The organism is Pseudomonas sp. HR96 (assembly GCF_034059295.1).
Classification (GTDB): Bacteria; Pseudomonadota; Gammaproteobacteria; order Pseudomonadales; family Pseudomonadaceae; genus Aquipseudomonas.
In genome coordinates this window covers 1653968-1672940 of sequence record NZ_CP139141.1, presented here as the reverse complement: position 1 = coordinate 1672940, position 18973 = coordinate 1653968, and the positions used below count along the sequence as shown (strand labels likewise).

Here is an 18973-nt window from a genome sequence, read left to right as displayed (position 1 = left end):
TGCCATGTCGAAATCCGCAATCCTGTTACTGCTCAGCACCTTGGCCTGCTTCGCCGCAGCCTTGCTCGCCCCTCCTCAGGCCACTCTGCTCAGCAATACCCTCGGCGGGGCGGGCGGTGTATTTACGGTGCTGTTTCTCGCCGCCCTGGTGGTAGGCCGGCGGATCAAGTTCGATCCGCTGCTGCGCTGAGATCCTGCGCTGCGGCCACGCCATATTGGCGCAGCAGCTGCAGCAGCCTGCAGACCCCGGCCTGCAGATCAGCGGAATTGTCCAAACGCTCGATGCTCACCCCATTGACCTGATCGACCACCGGCATCTGTGCGCTGCGGGCCAGGCGCTGCTCGATCTGCTCCAGCGACTCCCGACCACGGCGCAGCAGGCGCTCGCGCAATACTCCGGGATCCACCTCGACCAATATCGGCAGACAATGCGCGTACGCCTGCAGCGCCAGCGGCAGGTGCGCGCGCGAGCCGTTGACCAGCACCGACTCGCCCCGCGCCAGCTTCTCGCTCATGTCGGCGGTGATACCGTAGTCCAGCCCGTTGGCCTGCCAGTGCAGGGCAAATGCACCGCTTTGTAAGCGTTTGCTGAATTCTTCGGAACTGACACCCACCGCCTGCTCGCCGGCCGATTCCGCCGAGCGGGTGATGACGCGCCGCGCCACATGCACGCCAGCCGCCTGCAATGCCGGGCGCGCGGCGTCGATAAGGCTGTCCTTGCCGGCCCCCGAGGGGCCCATGATGTACACCAGCAAACCAGCCATTTCCAAGCTCTCGTCCTTCACAGATGTCAGGTTACTAGCAAAGTGTCTAATTGCCTCTATGCTCATTGAAGCGGGCACACCTTCGCCCGACAAATACGCCATACTGCATGCATGTGGTCGGAATACAGCAATGAACGGGCCGAGGCTAGCCTTCGATTGCCCTTTTTTTTCCAACCAGTTCACATTTCCGATGGTTGGACTGGCAAAATGCCGCTACTCAGTTCACTATTTGTCACAGAATTGACGCCAAGGAGTTGGCAAAAATCAGGCATCATGTGTGCCTATTGCAATGACTCAGGAACATTTGTCCGCATGCCGAGTCGAAGACAAATCGTGCGGACAAATCTCGAAAACCGCTTCCCTGAACTAACCGGTCAAAACTATGCGCCCAATGAAACAGGCTATTTACTCCAGCCGTACGGCTGACAAATTCGTCGTGCGACTGCCCGACGGGATGCGCGAACGTATTGCGGAAGTAGCTCGGAATCATCATCGCAGCATGAACTCCGAAATCATCGCACGTCTTGAACAAAGCCTGATCCAGGAAGGCGCGCTGGGTGACGACCTGAGCATGCGCCTCGACAGCCCGGAGCTGTCCCTGCACGAGCGCGAGCTGCTGCAACGCTTCCGCCAGCTGTCCCACCGACAGCAAAACGCCCTGGTGTCGCTGATTGCCCACGACGCCGAGTTGGCTGCGGACGCTTCTTGATCTAAACAGGCCGTCGTCCTGACCGGGAACGCTGCCATAGTGTTTATCGGGCACCCAAAAAAGCCAGCGAAAGCTGGCTTTTTTGTATTCGTTAGTTAGCTAACTTAATCCCTGATGAAAGTTTCATGAAGCGCTTCGCGCGCTCCATTTGTACAAGTTTGAGAAAGAGTACAGCTAGTTACATCAGGAATAATGTGGCCAGACCCAGGAAAATGAAAAACCCGCCGCTGTCGGTCATGGCGGTGATCATCACACTGGAACCCATGGCCGGGTCGCGGCCAAAGCGGGTCAGGGTCATGGGGATTATCACTCCCATGAATGCTGCCAGCAGCAGGTTGAGGGTCATTGCGGCAGTCATGACCACCCCTAGCGACCAGCTGTGGTAAAGCAGGAAAGCCACCACGCCAATCACCCCACCCCACACCAGGCCATTGACCGTGGCAACGATCAGCTCCTTGCGCAGCAGCCGCTTGGTATTGCCCGGGCTGACCTGGTCCAGCGCCATGGCGCGCACGATCATGGTAATGGTCTGGTTGCCGGAGTTGCCGCCGATCCCGGCAACGATAGGCATCAGCGCCGCCAGGGCCACCAGCTTCTCGATCGAGCCTTCGAACAGGCCGATCACCCGTGAAGAGATGAAAGCGGTGATCAGGTTGATCGCCAACCACGACCAGCGGTTGCGCAACGAGCGCCAGACCGAGGCGAAGATGTCTTCTTCCTCGCGCAGACCGGCCATGTTGAGGACTTCGCTTTCACTTTCCTCGCGGATAAGGTCGACCATCTCGTCGATGGTCAAGCGGCCAATCAGCTTGCCGTGCTTGTCCACCACCGGTGCCGATACCAGGTCGTAGCGCTGGAAGGCCTGGGCCGCCTCGTAGCCGTCGTGATCCGGATGAAAACTGACCGGGTCGTTGGCCATGACTTCAGCCACCTGTTTTTCCGGATCGTTGACCAGCAGGCGCTTGATCGGCAGCACGCCACGGAGGATACCGTCGTAATCAACCACAAAGAGTTTGTCCGTGTGACCCGGTAGCTCCTTGAGCCGACGCAGGTAGCGCAGCACCACTTCCAGGCTGACGTCCTCGCGGATGGTGACCATCTCGAAGTCCATCAGCGCGCCAACCTGCTCCTCGTCGTAGCTGAGCACCGAGCGCACACGCTCGCGCTGCTGGGCGTCGAGGGTTTCCATGAGCTCATGGACCACGTCACGGGGCAGTTCGGGGGCCAGGTCCGCCAGCTCGTCGGCATCCATCTCTTTGGCTGCCGCCAACAGCTCGTGATCGTCCATGTCGGCGATCAGGGTTTCGCGCACCGAGTCAGACACTTCCAGCAGAACGTCACCGTCGCGCTCGACATTGATCAGCTGCCAGACCGTCAGGCGATCCTCCAAAGGCAGCGCTTCGAGGATGTGGGCGACGTCGGCGGAGTGCAGGTCATCGAGCTTGCGTTGCAGCTCCACGAGGATCTGCTGCTGCGCCTGGGGGTCACCCTGGGGCGGCAGCGGGCCGTCCTGGCGCTCGGCGAGGCCGGCGACGATACGCTGGCGCTGCAGCAGGTCGACCACTTGGGCCAGACGGTCCTGCAGGCTTTCCTGCGTTTTTTTTGTTTCTACTTCAGACATGGGCGCACTCCACTCCCAGCAGTGGAGCGCGCCAGGAGATCAACCAGTGATGTTTCGACTTAACAAAGCGTGATTGCTGATGAAAACGATTGAGTAACGACTGGGTAAGTCCATTGAAAGAGGTCCAGAGCCCCGGCGGAGCTGACGGGCGCAATCATACACTGCCAGATTTTTTTTGACGCAATAAATCCGGAGAGAACAACGGCTTGCGCGGTGGGTCCGCACGCGCCGGCAGCCCTGCACGCAGACACATCGTGCATGGGAAAGTCGCTGGCGCCAGACAAGGATAGTGCCCAGGATGGACATCGCACTGTCGCACTGTCACGGAGGACGCCCCATGTGCAAGCTGCCCTGCCCTTTCCTGCTCTTGAACCTGCTGTGCGGCTGGCTGGTCGCTGCCGGCGCCCAGGCCTACACCGTGCAGCGCTGCGAAGCGCCGGACGGCCACCTGACCTTCACCGACCTGGCGTGCGCAGAGCATGACAGCCTGAGCTTTCAGCCAGCCTACAGCCCGCCGCTGGGCAACGCCGGGCGCATGCTGCCCGAGCGCAGTCACCGCCCGCCAGTGGCCGCACACCGCGCCATCGGCGCCAAGGTCGTGGTAGTCGGGCAGACGAACCCGTCAGCGAGCTTCAGAAGCGGCGAGCCGCCGGGCCGCGCCAAGCGCAAGAACACTCGGCATCCGCGCTACAGCGCCGCCGAGTGACAAATCGCAGAAAGCAAAAAGCCCGCGCTAGGCGGGCTTTTCACTTGTATGGTGCACTCGACAGGATTCGAACCTGTGACCGCTCGGTTCGTAGCCGAGTACTCTATCCAGCTGAGCTACGAGTGCAGGTGGCATTTGATAGACCAGATTACCACTGGTTGAAACCGAGAAAACCCTTTTCTCTTGCCTGCGCTACAGAAGCATTGGCAAGATTGAAACGTTGACTCTTAAATGGTGCACTCGACAGGATTCGAACCTGTGACCGCTCGGTTCGTAGCCGAGTACTCTATCCAGCTGAGCTACGAGTGCATTTGTTGCCGCGCATTATAGGCCGTCGTATTCTTTTGTAAAGCGCTTTTTTCTAGTAATTTCAACAACTTACCGATAAAGCCAGACTACGGCGACCTGCTAAATAATGGCGGAGAACGGGGGATTCGAACCCCCGACACCCTTTTGAGGTGTACTCCCTTAGCAGGGGAGCGCCTTCGGCCACTCGGCCAGCTCTCCGCAACACGGGGCGTATATTAACCACCTTTTTCCGCGTTTGCAAACCTAAAAATCGATAAAAATTAAAGGCTTGGTTCTTTGTCCTGATCGTTCTTGATCCGCAGGTAGATTTCCTCGCGGTGAACGGCCACATCCTTGGGTGCATTTACCCCCAGACGTACCTGGTTGCCCTTGACCCCGAGCACAGTAATGGTGATTTCACCATCGCCTATGACCAGGCTCTCGGCGTTGCGGCGGGTCAGAATCAGCATACTTCTTCTCCTGCTAATCGCAGGGCCGAGCGAGCTCGGCCTTGCAAGGACACGACTTACTCGCCTTGGCGAGGGGCATCCAGTTCAAAAGCGGTGTGCAGCGCGCGCACCGCCAGTTCCAGGTATTTCTCGCCGATCACCACCGAGACCTTGATCTCCGACGTGGAGATCATCTGGATGTTGATGCCCTCCTTGGCCAGCGCTTCGAACATGCGGCTGGCCACGCCAGCGTGAGAGCGCATACCGACGCCGACGATCGACACCTTGGCGATCTTGGTGTCGCCGATGACTTCCCGCGCGCCGATTTCGCTGGCGGTCTTCTCCAGCACGGCCAGGGCCGACTGGTAGTCGTTGCGGTGCACAGTGAAGGTGAAATCGGTGGTGTTATCGTGCGAAACATTTTGCACGATCATGTCGACTTCGATATTCGCCGCGCTGATCGGGCCGAGAATCTTGAAGGCCACGCCGGGGGTGTCTGGCACGCCACGGATGGTCAGCTTGGCTTCATCGCGGTTGAAAGCGATGCCGGAAATGATCGGCTGTTCCATGGATTCCTCTTCATCAATGGTAATGAGGGTGCCCGGGCCCTCCTGGAAGCTGTGCAGGACGCGCAGCGGGACATTGTATTTGCCGGCGAACTCCACGGCGCGAATCTGCAGCACCTTGGAACCCAGGCTGGCCATCTCGAGCATTTCCTCGAAGGTGATCTTGTCCAGGCGCTGGGCCTGTGACACCACGCGCGGGTCGGTGGTGTAGACCCCGTCCACGTCGGTGTAGATCTGGCACTCGTCGGCCTTGAGCGCCGCCGCCAGGGCGACGCCCGTGGTGTCGGAACCGCCACGGCCCAGGGTGGTGATGTTGCCTTCCTCGTCGACACCCTGGAAACCTGCGACCACTACCACGCGCCCGGCCTTGAGGTCGGAGCGGATTTTCTGGTCGTCAATCTGCAGGATGCGCGCCTTGTTGTGCGCGCTGTCGGTGAGAATGCGCACCTGGTTGCCGGTGTAGGACACCGCCGGCACGCCACGCTTGATCAGTGCCATGGCCAGCAAGGCGATGGTCACCTGCTCGCCGGTGGAGACGATCACATCCAGTTCGCGCGGAACCGGCTGGTCGTCGATCTGCTTGGCCAACGCGATCAGGCGGTTGGTTTCGCCGCTCATTGCCGACAGCACAACCACCAGGTCGTCACCGGCGTCGCGGAATTTCTTGACCTTGTCGGCCACCTGCTCGATACGCTCGACAGAGCCGACGGAGGTTCCGCCGAATTTTTGTACGATCAAAGCCATTTCAAAGCAGCCTCAGCCCGCGATGGGCACCCATTAACTGTTAAACCACAAAGGCCTGCCTACTAGACAGGCAGGCCCGGCCAGGCAGGCCCGGCTGGATCAGAGGCCCTGCTCGACGAAAGGCACGGTCAGCGCCAGAGCAGCGTCCAGAGCGCCAGCATCGACGCCGCCACCCTGAGCCATGTCCGGGCGACCGCCGCCCTTGCCGCCGACTGCCGCCGCGGCCTGTTTCATCAGGTCGCCGGCCTTGAGCCGGGCAGTCAGTTCCTTGGTCACACCTGCCACCAGCACCACTTTTTCCTCGTGCACGCCGCCCAGCAGGATCACGCCGTTGCCCAGCTTGTTCTTCAACTGGTCGACCAGCGCCAGCAGGCCCTTGCCGTCCACGCCGTCCAGGCGCGAAGCCAGCACCTTGACACCCATGACCTCGACCGCTGCCGCACTGAGGTCATCGCCCGCCGCACTGGCAGCCTTGGCCTGCAGCTGCTCGAGCTGTTTCTCCAGCGCACGGTTGCGCTCCAGCACCGCCGAGAGCTTGTCGATCAAGTTTTCGCGGCTGCCCTTGACCAGTTGCGCGGCTTCCTTGAGCTGATCTTCGCCAGCGTTCAGGTAAGCCAGCGCGTTGGCCCCGGTGACCGCCTCGATGCGCCGCACGCCGGAGGCCACGCCGCCTTCGCTGGTGATCTTGAGCAGGCCGATGTCGCCGGTGCGCTTGGCGTGGATACCGCCGCACAGCTCCACCGAGAAGTCGCCACCCATGGTCAGCACGCGGACATGGTCGCCGTACTTTTCGCCGAACAGCGCCATGGCGCCCTTCTTGCGGGCTTCGTCAATCGGCATTTCTTCGGTCTGCACCGGGGTGTTCTTGCGGATCTCGTCGTTGACGATGTCTTCCAGCGCCTTGATCTGCTCGGGCTTGATCGCCTCGAAATGGCTGAAGTCAAAGCGCAGGCGCTGGCTGTCCACCAACGAGCCTTTCTGTTGCACGTGGTCGCCCAGCACCTGGCGCAAGGCGGCGTGCAGCAGGTGCGTGGCCGAGTGGTTCAGCGCCGTGGATTTCTGTTTGCTGGCATCGACGTGGGCGGTCACTTCGCTGCCCACGCGCAGGTCGCTGAGCGCGGCCACGCCGTGGTGCAGGAAGGCCCCGGAGGTCTTGGTGGTGTCGCGCACGTCGAAGCGCGAACCGCCGGCCAGCAGGTAGCCGCGGTCGCCAACCTGGCCGCCGGACTCGCCGTAGAACGGCGTCTGGTCGAGGATGACCACGCCCTCCTCGCCTTCCTTCAATACGTCCACGGCCACGCCTTCTTTATAGAGGGCGATGACCTTGGCGTTGCCGTGGGTGTTTTCGTAGCCGCTGAACAGGGTCGGTTCGTCGACCTTGATCAGGCTGTTGTAGTCCAGGCCGAACGAGCTGGCCGAACGGGCGCGCTCGCGCTGGGCGTCCATCTCGCGCTCGAAACCGGCCTCGTCGAGGGTCAGGCCGCGTTCACGGGCGATGTCGCCGGTCAGGTCCATGGGGAAGCCGTAGGTGTCGTACAGCTTGAACACCACGTCGCCCGGCACCACCGAGCCCTTGAGCTCGGCCAGATCCTGCTCGAGGATTTTCAGGCCCTGCTCCAAGGTCTTGGCGAATTGTTCTTCCTCGGCCTTGAGCACGCGCTCGATGTGCGCCTGCTGATTCTTCAGCTCAGGGAAGGCTTCGCCCATCTCGGCCACCAGCGCGGCGACGATCTGGTAGAAGAAGCTGCCCTTGGCGCCCAGCTTGTTGCCATGGCGGCAGGCGCGACGAATGATGCGGCGCAGCACGTAGCCACGGCCTTCGTTGGACGGCAGCACGCCATCGGCGATCAGGAAACCGGTGGACCGAATGTGGTCGGCCACCACCTTGAGCGACGGCTGCTCTTCGTTGGCGCAGCCGATGGCTTGGGCCGAGGCGGCCAGCAGGCTCTGGAACAGGTCGATCTCGTAGTTCGAGTGCACGTGCTGCAGCACCGCGCTGACCCGCTCCAGGCCCATGCCGGTGTCCACCGACGGCGCTGGCAGGGGGTGCAGCACGCCGTCGGCTGTGCGGTTGAACTGCATGAAGACGTTGTTCCAGATCTCGATATAGCGGTCGCCGTCCTCTTCCGCCGAGCCGGGTGGGCCGCCCCAGATGTCGGCGCCGTGGTCGTAGAAGATCTCGGTGCACGGGCCGCAAGGGCCGGTGTCGCCCATGGTCCAGAAGTTGTCGGAGGCGTACGGCGCACCCTTGTTGTCGCCGATGCGCACCATACGCTCGGCCGGTACGCCGATCTCCTTGGTCCAGATGTCATAGGCTTCGTCGTCAGTGGCGTAGACCGTGACCCAGAGTTTTTCCTTGGGCAGGTTCAGCCACTGGTCCGAGGTCAGGAAGGTCCAGGCATAGGTGATGGCGTCGCGCTTGAAGTAGTCACCGAAGCTGAAGTTGCCGAGCATCTCGAAGAACGTGTGGTGCCGCGCGGTATAGCCGACGTTTTCCAGGTCGTTGTGCTTGCCGCCGGCGCGAACGCACTTCTGGCTGCTGACCGCGCGGGTGTAGGCGCGTTTTTCCTGACCAAGGAAGCAGTCCTTGAACTGGTTCATCCCCGCGTTGGTGAACAGCAGGGTCGGGTCGTTGCCCGGGATCAGAGAGCTGGAGGCGACACGGGTGTGGCCCTGCTCTTCGAAGAAGCGAAGGAACGCTTCACGGATTTCTGCGCTTTTCATAGGTTCTTCCACGGAAACTGCGGCCGGACGCAAGTGCAAAAGCAACTCGCAAAGGGCCGCATTATATAGGCCAAAGGCCAAGGGTGCAGTGAGTTTATGAGGTTAGGTCAATCAATCTGGCTGCGAAACCCGGCAAAGATCGCCACCACCTGTTCAAGCTGTGACCGCGAGACGTCCAGATGGGTCACCAGGCGCAGCCGCGGCGCGGCCGTGAGCTTGAGGCCGCGCTCGCCAGCGAAGGCCTGCAAGGCCGCCGAGTGCCGCCCGAGGTCGACGTAGACCATGTTGGTCTGCACCGGCTCCACCCCATAACCGAGCCCGGCCAGCTGCGCCGCCAGCCACTGGGCATTGGCATGGTCGTCGGCCAGGCGCTGGACGTGGTGATCCAGCGCATGCAAGCCGGCAGCAGCGAGGATCCCGGCCTGGCGCATGCCACCGCCGACCATCTTGCGCAGGCGCCGGGCGCGGCCGATCAACTCGGCGCTGCCACACAGCACCGAGCCGACCGGGGCGCCGAGGCCTTTGGAGAGGCACACCGAGACCGAGTCGAAGTGGCGGGTGATCTCGCCCGGATCCACCCCCAGCTTGACGGCGGCGTTGTAGAGGCGCGCGCCGTCCAGGTGCAGGGCCAGGCCATGCTCGCGGGTGACCTGGCGCGCCTGGGCCAGATAGCCCAGCGGCAGCACCTTGCCTTGCATGGTGTTTTCCAGGGCCAGCAGGCGGGTGCGGGCAAAATGGAAATCGTCGGGCTTGATCGCAGCCACCACCTGGGCCAGGTCCAGCGACCCGTCGGCCTGCACCTCCAGCGGTTGCGGCTGGATCGAGCCAAGCACCGCAGCGCCACCGCCTTCATATTTATAGGTGTGGGCCTGCTGGCCGACGATGTACTCCTCGCCGCGCGCGCAGTGGGCCATCAAGCCCAGCAAGTTGCTCATGGTGCCGCTGGGCACGAACAGGCCCCGGGCGAACCCCAGGCGTTCGGCCAGGCTGGCCTCCAGCCGGTTGACGGTCGGGTCTTCGCCGTAGACATCGTCACCGGTGGGGGCCCGTGCCATGACTTCCAGCATGGCGGGCGTGGGTTGAGTCACGGTGTCGCTGCGCAAATCGATGACGCTCATCCTGAAACAGCCTCCGGCGAGTGATGGTTTTCCCTGGATGCTCCACCTTAATGAAGCCGCGAGGCGTTGGGAATGCCAGATTCAGAGCGGTACACCGTGCACGCTGTAAAAAAATGTGTTAAAAAAACCGCGCCACCACAATGGGTGGCAAACGTTCTCAGGGCGGGGCGCAATTCCCCACCGGCGGTAATGGCGCGCAATGCGTCTAGCCCGCGAGCGCCTGCAGGGCCTTCCCGGCCTGGCGGGGTCAGCAGACCTGGTGTGATTCCAGGGCCGACGGTCATAGTCCGGATGAAGAGAGAACGGGATTGGCACACAGGGGCCGTCCAGCGTGCGAGCACGGCTGCGTACCCTTGAATCCCATTCGATCCACTGCCCTGTTTTTCACACAAACAGGAGTCAACGTAGATGCAACCCACCGCAATCGATAGCAAAAGCCACTCCACCGAGCGCGTCGCCTTCATCCAGGCCAGCTGGCACAAGGATATTGTCGATCAGAGCCGCAAAGGTTTTACCGAAGAGATGGCACGCCTGGGCTATCAGGAAAGCGACATCGATTTCTTCGAGGTTGGCGGCGCCTTTGAAATTCCCCTGCACGCCAAGCTGCTGGCGCAGTCGGGCCGCTATGCCGGCATCGTCGGCGCCGCGCTGGTGGTGGACGGCGGTATCTACCGTCACGAGTTCGTCGCCCAGTCGGTGGTCAGCGCGCTGATGCAAGTGCAGCTGGAGACCCTGGTACCGGTGTTCTCGGTGGTACTGACCCCGCACCATTTCCATGACGGCGAATACCACCACGACCTGTTCTTCAAGCACTTCGTACACAAGGGCGAAGAAGCGGCGAAAACCTGCGTGGACACCCTGCACAAGGTGCGCACCCTACGCCGCCTGCAGCAGCCGCACAAAGTGGCGGTCTGAATGATCGGACCGGCCTGACGGCCTCTCGGGGGCTCTGCCCCCTCCCACATCGACCGTGGGAGGGGGCAGAGCCCCCGAGCTTTTTGCATCAGTGCAACCGCTTGCGACACATCAGCTGGGCCAGCTTGGCCGCATCGGGCCGCTCCACCGCGCCTTTCTCGGTCACGATCACATCGATCAGGTCCGAAGGGGTCACGTCGAACACCGGGTTGTAGGCGCTGACGTCGGCCTCGATGCGCCGCCCGCCGATCTCCAGCAGCTCGCTGGCATCGCGCTCCTCGATCGGCAGCTCGTCGCCGGTGGGCACGCTCATGTCGATCACCGAACTGGCCGCCACCACCATGAAGCGCACGCCATGGTGCATGGCGGCCACGGCCATCTGGTAGGTGCCGATCTTGTTGATCACATCGCCATTGGCGCAGATGCGGTCGGCGCCAACGATGACCCAGGTGATGCCCTTGGTCTTGAGGATGTGCGCGGCCGCCGAGTCGGTGCTCAAGGTCACCGGGATGCCCTCGTGGGCCAGCTCCCAGGCGGTCAGCCGCGCGCCCTGCAGCCAGGGCCGGGTCTCGCCGGTGTAGACCCGCTCGACCATGCCTTCGAGAAACGCGCCGCGAATCACCCCCAGCGCCGTGCCGAAACCGCCGGTCGCCAGCGCGCCGGTGTGGCAGTGGGTGAGGATGGTCTGGGCATTGCCCTGCTGCTTGCGGATCAGGTCCACGCCCAGCTGCGCCATGGTCAGGTTGGCTTCGCGGTCGCTTTCGTGAATGGCCCGGGCCTCGGCTTCCAGCGCGGGCAGCGGATCGTCGCCGCGCTTGACCCGGGCGGCGCGCTCGCGCATGCGTTGCAGGGCCCAGAGCAGGTTCGGTGCGGTCGGCCGCGACTGTGCCAGCAGGGTGAAGTCGGCTTCCAGCGCCGCGCGCCAGTCGACGCCGGCGGCCAGGTGCTCGCGGGCGCCGAGCACCAGGGCGTAGGCGGCGCTGATGCCGATGGCCGGCGCACCGCGCACGACCATGGTACGGATGGCCTGGGCAACGCTGGCGGCGCTCAGGCAAGCGACCCAGTTGGCCTCGAACGGCAGGCTGCGCTGGTCGAGCAGGTACAAGGCATCTTCCCGCCAATCGATGGCTTTAACTTTCTCTGCAGCCAATAGTCGATCGCGCATGACACACCCCGTGCTCAGATCAAAAGCGGTCGATTATAGCGATCCCCCGGCATGGACGCTCGGGTATACTTCGCCACTATCCCTCGATTGCCCGAAAAAAGCACTGGATTGCCTTCATGCCCAAGCACCACGCCCCGCTCGACCTGTTGCTGCTGCCCACCTGGCTGGTGCCGGTGGAGCCCGCGGGCGTGGTGCTCAAGGAACACGCCCTGGGCGTGCGCGACGGGCGCATCGTATTCATCGGCCCGCGCGAGCAGGCCCTGCGCCTCGAGGCTGGCGAAACCCGCGAGCTGCCCGGCATGCTGCTGGCCCCGGGACTGGTGAACAGCCACGGCCACGCCGCCATGACCCTGTTCCGCGGGCTGGCCGACGACCTGCCACTGATGACCTGGCTGGAGCAGCACATCTGGCCGGCCGAGGCGCGCTGGGTCAGCGAAGACTTCGTGCGCGACGGTACCGACCTGGCCATCGCCGAGCAGCTGCTGGGCGGCATCACCTGTTTTTCCGACATGTATTTCTACCCCCGAACCGCCAGCGAGCGTGTGCATGAGAGCGGCATGCGCGCGCAACTGACCATCCCGGTGCTGGACTTCGCCATCCCCGGCGCCCGCGATGCCGACGAGGCCCTGCACCAGGGCGTCGAGCTGTACAGCGACCTCAAGCACCACCCGCGCATCAGCATCGCCTTTGGCCCCCATGCGCCCTACACCGTCAGCGACGAGAACCTGGAGAAGATCCGCGTGCTGGTCGACGAACTCGACGCGGCCGTGCACATGCACGTCCACGAGACCGCCTACGAGGTGCAGCAATCGCTGGAGCAGCTGGGCGAACGCCCGCTCGCCCGCCTCTACCGCCTGGGCCTGCTGGGCCCGCGTTTCCAGGCCGTGCACATGACCCAGATCAACGACGCCGACCTCGCCATGCTGGTGGAAACCAACACCAGCGTGCTGCACTGCCCCGAGTCCAACCTCAAGCTGGCCAGCGGCTTCTGCCCGGTGGAGCGCCTGTGGCAGGCCGGGGTCAACGTCGCCATCGGCACCGACGGCGCGGCCAGCAACAACGATCTCGACCTGCTCGGCGAGACCCGCACCGCCGCGCTGCTGGCCAAGGCTGTGGCCGGTTCGGCCAGCGCCCTGGATGCCCACCGCGCCCTGCGCATGGCCACCCTCAACGGCGCCCGCGCCCTGGGCCTGGAAGACGAGATCGGCTCGCTGGAGCTGGGCAAGGCCGCCGACCTGACCGCCTTCGATCTCTCGGGCCTGGCTCAGCAACCGGTCTACGAGCCGGTCTCGCAATTGATCTATGCCAGCAACCGCGACTGCGTGCGCCACGTCTGGGTTGCTGGTAAACAGCTGCTCGACGACCGCCGCCTGACCCGCATGGATGCTGCGCAGCTGCACGCCACCGCCTGCGAGTGGGGCGCGAAAATCGCCGCCGCAGCGCACAAGGCGACCTGATTACCCAATTAGTTGAAGAATCTTGAAGTTCGAGGAATCTGTCCATGAGTAACGTCGACCACGCCGAAATCGCCAAATTCGAAGCCCTGGCGCACCGCTGGTGGGACCGCGAAAGCGAGTTCAAGCCCCTGCACGAGATCAACCCGCTGCGGGTCAACTGGATCGACGAGCGGGTTTCGCTGGCCGGCAAGAAAGTCCTGGACGTCGGCTGCGGCGGCGGCATTCTCAGCGAGGCCATGGCTTTGCGCGGCGCCACGGTGACCGGCATCGACATGGGCGAGGCGCCGTTGTCGGTGGCCCGCCTGCATCAGCTGGAATCCGGGGTGCAGGTGGAATATCGGCAGATCACCGCCGAAGCCCTGGCCGAGGAAATGCCCGAGCAGTTCGACGTGGTCACCTGCCTGGAAATGCTTGAACACGTGCCGGACCCTTCGTCGGTGATCCGCGCCTGCCAGCGCATGGTCAAGCCGGGCGGCCAGGTGTTCTTCTCGACCATCAACCGCAACCCCAAGGCCTACCTGTTCGCAATCATCGGCGCCGAATACATCATGAACCTGCTGCCACGCGGCACCCATGATTTCAAGAAATTCATCCGTCCCTCCGAGCTCGGCGCCTGGAGCCGCGACGCCGGGCTTGCGGTCAAGGACATCATCGGCCTGACCTACAACCCGCTGACCAAGCACTACAAGCTGGCCACCGATGTCGACGTCAACTACATGATCCAGACCGTACGCGGGGAATGACCATGCGACTGCGCGCAGTATTGTTCGACATGGACGGCACGCTGCTCGACACCGCGCCGGATTTCATCGCCATCTGCCAGGCCATGCTCGCCGAGCGTGGCCTGCCGGCCATCGACCCGCAACTGATTCGCGACGTGGTCTCCGGTGGCGCCAGGGCAATGGTCGCCGCGACCTTCGCCCTGTCCCCCGAAGCGCCGCAATTCGAAGCCCTGCGCCTGGAGTTCCTCGAGCGCTACCAGGCGGGCTGCGCAGTGCACAGCCACCTGTACGAAGGCATGGCCGAGCTGCTGGTGGACATCGAGAAGGCCAACCTGCTGTGGGGCGTGGTCACCAACAAGCCGGTGCGCTTCGCCGAGCCGATCATGCAGCAGCTGGGTCTGGCCGAACGCTCGGCGCTGTTGATCTGCCCGGACCACGTCACCCACAGCAAGCCGCACCCGGAGCCATTGATTCTGGCGTGCAAGATGCTCGACCTGGACCCGGCCAGCGTGCTGTTCGTCGGCGACGACCTGCGCGATATCGAATCGGGCCGCGACGCCGGCACCCGCACCGCCGCCGTGCGCTATGGCTACATCCACCCCCACGACAACCCCAGCCACTGGGGCGCCGACGTGGTGGTCGACCATCCCCTGGACCTGCGCCGGGTGCTGGACCAGGCATTGTGTGGGTGCTGAGCATGTACGACTATACCGCCCCACCCGACCTGCTCCAGGGCCGCATCATCCTCATTACCGGTGCCGGTCGCGGCATCGGCGCTGCTGCGGCGCTGAGCTGCGCTGCCCACGGCGCGCAAGTGATCCTGCTGGGCAAGACCGAAGCCAACCTGATCGCCGTCAGCCAGCAGATCGTGAGCGCCGGCTACGCAACGCCCACGGTCATCGCCTTCGACCTGGAAAGCGCCGAACCCGCGCATTACCAGGCGCTTGCCGATCGTTTGCAGGTGCAGTTCGGCCGCCTCGACGGCCTGCTGCACAACGCCTCGATCATCGGCCCAAGAACCACGCTGGAGCAGATCGCTGGCGAGCAGTTCGTCCAGGTCATGCACGTCAATGTCAACGCCACCTTCATGCTCACCAGTGCCCTGCTGGGCCTGGTCAAGCAAGCCACGGATGGCTCGGTGGTGTTCACCTCCAGCAGCGTCGGGCGCAAGGGCCGCGCCGAATGGGGCGCCTATGCCGTGTCGAAATTCGCCACCGAAGGCTTGATGCAGACGCTTGCCGACGAATTGCAAGGCAGCCGGGCCCGGGCCAACAGCGTCAACCCGGGCGCAACGCGCACCGACATGCGCGCCTTGGCCTATCCCGACGAGAACCCGACACGCAACCCGCTGCCTGCGGACATCATGCCGGTCTATCTCTACCTGCTGGGGCCCGCCAGCCAGGGCGTCAACGGCCAGGCCCTTGACGCCCAGTAGCCGGCGTCAGGAGCAGACCGTGGCGCGGCGCGCGTGCCCTGCTGCATCGCGGCGGTTCTGCAGGCAGCGTTCGAGGAACAGGTACATGAAGTCGTAGCTCTTGCAGATGGCCCGACGCAGCTCGTCCACCAGCGCTGCCGAGGGCTGGTTGCCGGCCAGGGTGCAGATGATTTCCAGCGCTTCCCAGGGATGGGCATCATCGTACTGGGCGTGCAGGTTGAGCCATTTCATGGCGCGCTTGCGGCCCTCTTCCGGGAACGCCTGGGCATAGGCCGGGGATGAACAGACCACGGCCGCCCATTCGCCAGTCACGCCTTCGATGGCGTAGTTGGTGGCCGCCATGGCCACGATCAACGGGTCCGACGTGCAGCTCTGCCAGCACCAGTGGCTCAGCGCGTGCAGCTCGGCGGGCACTTGCTGGGCCTGCAGGTCGGCCAGGGTGACGCCATGGGCCGCCGCCCAGTTGACCCAGTAGTCGGCATGGTTGAGCTCCACGCGGATGTTGCGCATCAGCCAGCGTCGGGCCATGTCTTCGCCAGGGTGGCGAGCGAAACGGGTCTTGGTCAGGTTCTGCGCCATATACAGGGCGAACTGCTCGACCACCGGCCAGCCGCCGATGAGAAACTCGCGCACGGTGGCGGTATCCAGCTGGTTGTCGCGCATCAGGCGATACAGCTCGTGCTGCACCACCGCCTGCTTGCTCGGCTGGCAATCGGCGAGCAACTGCTGAGCCCAGGCTGGGTAGCTGGTGGCCTCCATCAACGGGCCGCTCCGGGTAAACGCATCGATCACAGGCAAATCTCCTTGATATGCAGAAGCACGTGGGCCCGGGCGTTTCAACGAAACGTGCCGGGCGTGCGAAACAGCAGCGGCGCAGGCCGGACCCGTCGCCGCTGCAGGCTGTCACTGGTAAAGGGCTGCGGACGCTCGATCAGATAGCCCTGTGCGTAATCCACACCGATCTCCAGCAAGGCTTGCTCGATCAGCGGGGTCTCGACGAATTCGGCGATGGTGCGTTTGCCCATCACATGGCCGATGTGATTGATCACCTCGACCATGGCGCGGTTCACCGGGTCGTCGAGCATGTCCTTGACGAAACTGCCGTCGATTTTCAGGTAGTCCACCGGCAGGTGCTTGAGGTAGGCGAACGAGGACATGCCCGCGCAGAAGTCGTCCAGCGAGAAATGGCAGCCCAGGCCCTTGAGCTCGTTGATGAAGCGGATCGCGCTACCGAGGTTGGCAATGGCGATGGTCTCGGTGATCTCGAAGCAGATCAGCTCCGGCGGAATCGCGTAACGGGCGAACTGCTCGTGCAGGTACTCGAGAAATTCGTCGTCGCCGATGCTGATGCCCGACAGGTTAATCGCGCACATCGCCAATGGCCCCTGGGTGCCCTCGCGCATGCACTGCTGGATGACCTTGAACACGTTCTGCACCACCCAGCGGTCCAGCGCGGTCATCAGCCCGTAACGCTCGGCGGCCGGGATGAAGGCCTCGGGCATGATGACTCGGCCCGACTCGTCGTGCAGGCGCAGGAGAATCTCGATGTGCCCGCCCAACGGCTCGTCGGCCTCGCGCAACGACGCGATTTCCTGGGCGTACAGGCAAAAACGGTTTTCTTCCAGGGCCATGTGCAGGCGCTGCACCCAGGCCATCTCGCCGAAACGCAGGGACAGCTCGGAGTCGTCGGCGTGATACACCTGCACGCGGTTGCGGCCTTTTTCCTTGGCCATGTAGCAGGCCATGTCGGCGGCCCGCAGCGACGCCTCCAGGGTCATCGGCACCTGGGCAATGTGCACCAGGCCGACGCTGATGGTGGTCACGAAGGGTCGCCCGCGCCAGACGAAATGCAGGTTCTGCACGGTCTGGCGCAGGGTTTCGGCGACCTTCTCGGCGACGTCGCCCGGGGTGTCGTCGAGCAGAATGCCGAATTCATCGCCGCCCAGCCGCGCCAGCGTGTCGCCTTCGCGCAGGCACGATTGCAGTAGCGCGCAGATGTGTCGCAACAGTTCGTCGCCGGCCGCATGACCGCAGGTGTCGTTGACCAGCTTGAACTGGTCGAGGTCCAGGAACATCAGCGAGCAACGTCCCTGCTGACGCGCCACAGCGTCCAGCGACTGCTCCAGGCGCAGCTCGAATTCGCGGCGGTTGGCCAGGCCAGTCAGGGCGTCGTGGGTCGCCTGCCACGACAGGTTGGCTATGTATTGGCGTTCCTGGGTCATGTCGTGCAGCACCAGCACCGCACCGCTGATGTGCCCGTGGCTGTGAATCGGCGACCCGACCAGGGTCACCGGCACCGTGCTGCCGTCCAGCCGTTGCAGCAGCTTGGAGTGCTCGCTGGCCGCCGACAGGTCGCCTTCGAGGATCTGTTCGAGCAGCACGAAGTCGCCCTTCTCGGCAGCGTCGTCCGCGGCGCCGGCCTTGTCGTCGAGCAGGTTGAGCTTTTCATCCTGCAAGCTGAACAACGAGGCCAGCGGCAGGCCCAGCGCTTGCCCGGCCACCCAGTGAGTGAGCTGCTCGGCGGCCGGGTTCATATAGGCCACCAGGCCCTCGGAGTCGGTGGCGATGACCCCGTCGCCGATGGCGGCAAGGGTGACCTGGGCGCGTTCCTTTTCCAGTTGCAGCGCCTGGGCAAACGCCTGCCGCTGGCCGAGCAGCTTGTGGGTGCGCCACAGCGCCAGGGCGATCAGCACCAGGGCAGTGATCAGATTGCTGAACACCAGCACATGCAACAAAAAGCGCGAGCCTTCGCTCAGGGCATCGCTGAACTCGATGGCCGCCGGGGTCACGCCGTCATTGATGGCCATGATCTGCTGTTTCCAGCGACTGACCTCCTCGCCGCTGGCGGGGCCGGCAGCCATGCGCTCGTGCATCTGGCGCGCCAGCTGATCGAGCTTGACCAGGTATTCGTCGCCCACGGTCCAGCGGTCGATGGCCCGGGACATGTAGCTGATGCCGTGGAAGTTGGTGTAGAGCCAGATGATGTTCTCGACATCGTCCGGGTGGTTGCCGCCCTGCAGGATGCCGGCGCGTGCGGCCTGCAGGTCGGGCTCGGACTGCGCCAGGGCGATGCGCAGGGCGTGCCCACCCTGGGGAATGGCAATCGCCTGCTGATACTTGCGATAGATGTCCTCGTCGCCGCCGTCGGCGTAGAGGTTGAGGAAATAAATGGCGTCTTTCTGGCCCTTGGACCACAGGCTCTCGCCGGCCACATAACTGCGTACCGCCGAGAGTGCGTAGAGGCTGACACAGCCCAGCACTGCCAGAAAAATGACCACTGCAATAAAAGGCCAGACGATGCCCAGCAAGCGCGGTGTTTCAAGCGTCCGTTTGTGGTTCATGAGGTCCTATGCGTCAGCTGAGCGAGACAACTGCAAGGCAAATCGTGATTCGCGCTTGCACAGACTAGGCTAAAAACCGGCACGACTATACGATGCTTTTTTGGCGCACAGCCAGTCCTGCCTTGGGTCGTGTCATTTGACCCTAGAGTTTGGCGTAAAGGTCACTGTCGTTCAGTGAAAGGTTGGCACAGGTCAGCAACGCGGACAAATGCAGAAAGGAGCAAAGACCCCGAGTGATGGACTCAGCCC

17 protein-coding genes, 3 tRNA genes and 1 riboswitch are annotated in these 18973 nt (G+C 63.4%); of the genes, 8 read left to right on the top strand and 12 right to left on the bottom strand.

The window, feature by feature from the left end:
• Positions 1-4 precede the first annotated feature (4 nt).
• A complete protein-coding gene (locus tag SFA35_RS07855; protein ID WP_320576934.1) occupies positions 5-190 on the top strand; it encodes a PA3371 family protein in 186 nt (61 codons plus the stop codon).
• Here SFA35_RS07855 and phnN read toward each other — a convergent pair.
• Positions 165-764, bottom strand: a complete 600-nt coding sequence (gene phnN / locus SFA35_RS07850; RefSeq protein ID WP_320576932.1) for a phosphonate metabolism protein/1,5-bisphosphokinase (PRPP-forming) PhnN — start codon at positions 762-764, stop codon at positions 165-167. The genes SFA35_RS07855 and phnN overlap by 26 nt on opposite strands.
• A 382-nt stretch (positions 765-1146) precedes the next feature.
• Between phnN and SFA35_RS07845 the strand changes: the two genes are divergently transcribed.
• A complete protein-coding gene (locus tag SFA35_RS07845) occupies positions 1147-1473 on the top strand; it encodes an Arc family DNA-binding protein (RefSeq protein ID WP_320576929.1) in 327 nt (108 codons plus the stop codon).
• 178 nt (positions 1474-1651) lie between these two features.
• On the opposite strand, the gene mgtE is transcribed toward SFA35_RS07845, so the two are convergent.
• Positions 1652-3094, bottom strand: a complete 1443-nt coding sequence (gene mgtE, locus SFA35_RS07840) for a magnesium transporter (RefSeq protein ID WP_320576926.1) — start codon at positions 3092-3094, stop codon at positions 1652-1654.
• A gap of 337 nt (positions 3095-3431) precedes the next feature.
• Here mgtE and SFA35_RS07835 point away from each other — a divergent pair, with 337 nt between their 5' ends.
• Positions 3432-3800 carry a hypothetical protein gene (locus SFA35_RS07835; RefSeq protein ID WP_320576923.1) on the top strand — a complete coding sequence of 123 codons (369 nt, stop codon included), beginning with the start codon at positions 3432-3434 and terminating at the stop codon, positions 3798-3800.
• A 49-nt stretch (positions 3801-3849) separates the two neighbouring features.
• Here SFA35_RS07835 and SFA35_RS07830 read toward each other — a convergent pair.
• The 7 genes from SFA35_RS07830 to ltaE all read right to left on the bottom strand — a co-directional run bounded on the left by SFA35_RS07830 (position 3850) and on the right by ltaE (position 9689).
• A tRNA-Arg gene (locus SFA35_RS07830) sits at positions 3850-3926 on the bottom strand.
• Positions 3927-4032: 106 nt separating this feature from the next.
• Positions 4033-4109: transfer RNA gene (locus tag SFA35_RS07825), tRNA-Arg, on the bottom strand.
• Positions 4110-4216: 107 nt separating this feature from the next.
• Positions 4217-4307, bottom strand: a tRNA-Ser gene (locus tag SFA35_RS07820).
• Positions 4308-4369: 62 nt separating this feature from the next.
• The gene (gene csrA / locus SFA35_RS07815) at positions 4370-4558 is read right to left on the bottom strand and encodes a carbon storage regulator CsrA (RefSeq protein WP_320576922.1); all 189 of its coding nucleotides are present in this window, start codon (positions 4556-4558) and stop codon (positions 4370-4372) included.
• Positions 4559-4614: 56 nt separating this feature from the next.
• Positions 4615-5847 carry an aspartate kinase gene (locus SFA35_RS07810; protein ID WP_320576921.1) on the bottom strand — a complete coding sequence of 411 codons (1233 nt, stop codon included), beginning with the start codon at positions 5845-5847 and terminating at the stop codon, positions 4615-4617.
• 99 nt (positions 5848-5946) lie between these two features.
• Entirely contained in the window at positions 5947-8571 is a 2625-nt protein-coding gene (alaS, locus tag SFA35_RS07805) for an alanine--tRNA ligase (RefSeq protein WP_320576919.1), read from the bottom strand.
• Between the two features lie 107 nt (positions 8572-8678).
• Complete coding sequence (gene ltaE, locus SFA35_RS07800) at positions 8679-9689, bottom strand: low-specificity L-threonine aldolase (RefSeq protein WP_320576916.1); 1011 nt, start codon at positions 9687-9689, stop codon at positions 8679-8681.
• A 149-nt stretch (positions 9690-9838) separates the two neighbouring features.
• A riboswitch (FMN riboswitch) is annotated at positions 9839-9997 on the top strand.
• A gap of 100 nt (positions 9998-10097) precedes the next feature.
• Here ltaE and SFA35_RS07795 point away from each other — a divergent pair.
• On the top strand, positions 10098-10604 hold the full coding sequence (locus tag SFA35_RS07795) for a 6,7-dimethyl-8-ribityllumazine synthase (protein WP_320576914.1): 507 nt from the start codon (positions 10098-10100) through the stop codon (positions 10602-10604).
• 88 nt (positions 10605-10692) lie between these two features.
• Here SFA35_RS07795 and mtnA read toward each other — a convergent pair whose 3' ends face one another.
• A complete protein-coding gene (gene mtnA / locus SFA35_RS07790) occupies positions 10693-11769 on the bottom strand; it encodes an S-methyl-5-thioribose-1-phosphate isomerase (RefSeq protein WP_320576911.1) in 1077 nt (358 codons plus the stop codon).
• A gap of 116 nt (positions 11770-11885) precedes the next feature.
• On the opposite strand from mtnA, the gene SFA35_RS07785 reads away from it, so the two are divergent.
• Genes SFA35_RS07785 through SFA35_RS07770 form a run of 4 tightly spaced genes read left to right on the top strand, consistent with a single transcriptional unit; the run spans position 11886 to position 15383 of the window.
• Positions 11886-13226, top strand: a complete 1341-nt coding sequence (locus SFA35_RS07785) for a TRZ/ATZ family hydrolase (RefSeq protein WP_320576909.1) — start codon at positions 11886-11888, stop codon at positions 13224-13226.
• A gap of 44 nt (positions 13227-13270) precedes the next feature.
• Positions 13271-13969 carry a bifunctional 2-polyprenyl-6-hydroxyphenol methylase/3-demethylubiquinol 3-O-methyltransferase UbiG gene (ubiG, locus tag SFA35_RS07780; RefSeq protein WP_320576907.1) on the top strand — a complete coding sequence of 233 codons (699 nt, stop codon included), beginning with the start codon at positions 13271-13273 and terminating at the stop codon, positions 13967-13969.
• Positions 13970-13971: 2 nt separating this feature from the next.
• Entirely contained in the window at positions 13972-14643 is a 672-nt protein-coding gene (gene mupP / locus SFA35_RS07775; protein ID WP_320576905.1) for an N-acetylmuramic acid 6-phosphate phosphatase MupP, read from the top strand.
• A gap of 2 nt (positions 14644-14645) precedes the next feature.
• A complete protein-coding gene (locus tag SFA35_RS07770) occupies positions 14646-15383 on the top strand; it encodes a YciK family oxidoreductase (protein ID WP_320576898.1) in 738 nt (245 codons plus the stop codon).
• Between the two features lie 6 nt (positions 15384-15389).
• Here the strand turns inward: SFA35_RS07770 and SFA35_RS07765 are convergent, their stop codons facing one another.
• Complete coding sequence (locus SFA35_RS07765; RefSeq protein WP_320576896.1) at positions 15390-16175, bottom strand: TenA family transcriptional regulator; 786 nt, start codon at positions 16173-16175, stop codon at positions 15390-15392.
• A 44-nt stretch (positions 16176-16219) separates the two neighbouring features.
• On the bottom strand, positions 16220-18724 hold the full coding sequence (locus SFA35_RS07760) for an EAL domain-containing protein (RefSeq protein ID WP_320576895.1): 2505 nt from the start codon (positions 18722-18724) through the stop codon (positions 16220-16222).
• Positions 18725-18973: the final 249 nt, after the last annotated feature.

Excerpts from the sequence above, each read along its gene's own strand:
- csrA (WP_320576922.1), bottom strand. The coding sequence starts at position 4,558 with ATGCTGATTCTGACCCGCCGCAACGCCGAGAGCCTGGTCATAGGCGAT.
- alaS (WP_320576919.1), bottom strand. The coding sequence starts at position 8,571 with ATGAAAAGCGCAGAAATCCGTGAAGCGTTCCTTCGCTTCTTCGAAGAG.
- ubiG (WP_320576907.1), top strand. The coding sequence starts at position 13,271 with ATGAGTAACGTCGACCACGCCGAAATCGCCAAATTCGAAGCCCTGGCG.
- phnN (WP_320576932.1), bottom strand. The coding sequence starts at position 764 with ATGGCTGGTTTGCTGGTGTACATCATGGGCCCCTCGGGGGCCGGCAAG.
- SFA35_RS07785 (WP_320576909.1), top strand. The coding sequence starts at position 11,886 with ATGCCCAAGCACCACGCCCCGCTCGACCTGTTGCTGCTGCCCACCTGG.
- SFA35_RS07760 (WP_320576895.1), bottom strand. The coding sequence starts at position 18,724 with ATGAACCACAAACGGACGCTTGAAACACCGCGCTTGCTGGGCATCGTC.
- SFA35_RS07770 (WP_320576898.1), top strand. The coding sequence starts at position 14,646 with ATGTACGACTATACCGCCCCACCCGACCTGCTCCAGGGCCGCATCATC.
- mtnA (WP_320576911.1), bottom strand. The coding sequence starts at position 11,769 with ATGCGCGATCGACTATTGGCTGCAGAGAAAGTTAAAGCCATCGATTGG.
- SFA35_RS07855 (WP_320576934.1), top strand. The coding sequence starts at position 5 with ATGTCGAAATCCGCAATCCTGTTACTGCTCAGCACCTTGGCCTGCTTC.
- SFA35_RS07810 (WP_320576921.1), bottom strand. The coding sequence starts at position 5,847 with ATGGCTTTGATCGTACAAAAATTCGGCGGAACCTCCGTCGGCTCTGTC.
- SFA35_RS07835 (WP_320576923.1), top strand. The coding sequence starts at position 3,432 with ATGTGCAAGCTGCCCTGCCCTTTCCTGCTCTTGAACCTGCTGTGCGGC.
- mupP (WP_320576905.1), top strand. The coding sequence starts at position 13,972 with ATGCGACTGCGCGCAGTATTGTTCGACATGGACGGCACGCTGCTCGAC.
- mgtE (WP_320576926.1), bottom strand. The coding sequence starts at position 3,094 with ATGTCTGAAGTAGAAACAAAAAAAACGCAGGAAAGCCTGCAGGACCGT.
- SFA35_RS07795 (WP_320576914.1), top strand. The coding sequence starts at position 10,098 with ATGCAACCCACCGCAATCGATAGCAAAAGCCACTCCACCGAGCGCGTC.
- SFA35_RS07845 (WP_320576929.1), top strand. The coding sequence starts at position 1,147 with ATGCGCCCAATGAAACAGGCTATTTACTCCAGCCGTACGGCTGACAAA.
- ltaE (WP_320576916.1), bottom strand. The coding sequence starts at position 9,689 with ATGAGCGTCATCGATTTGCGCAGCGACACCGTGACTCAACCCACGCCC.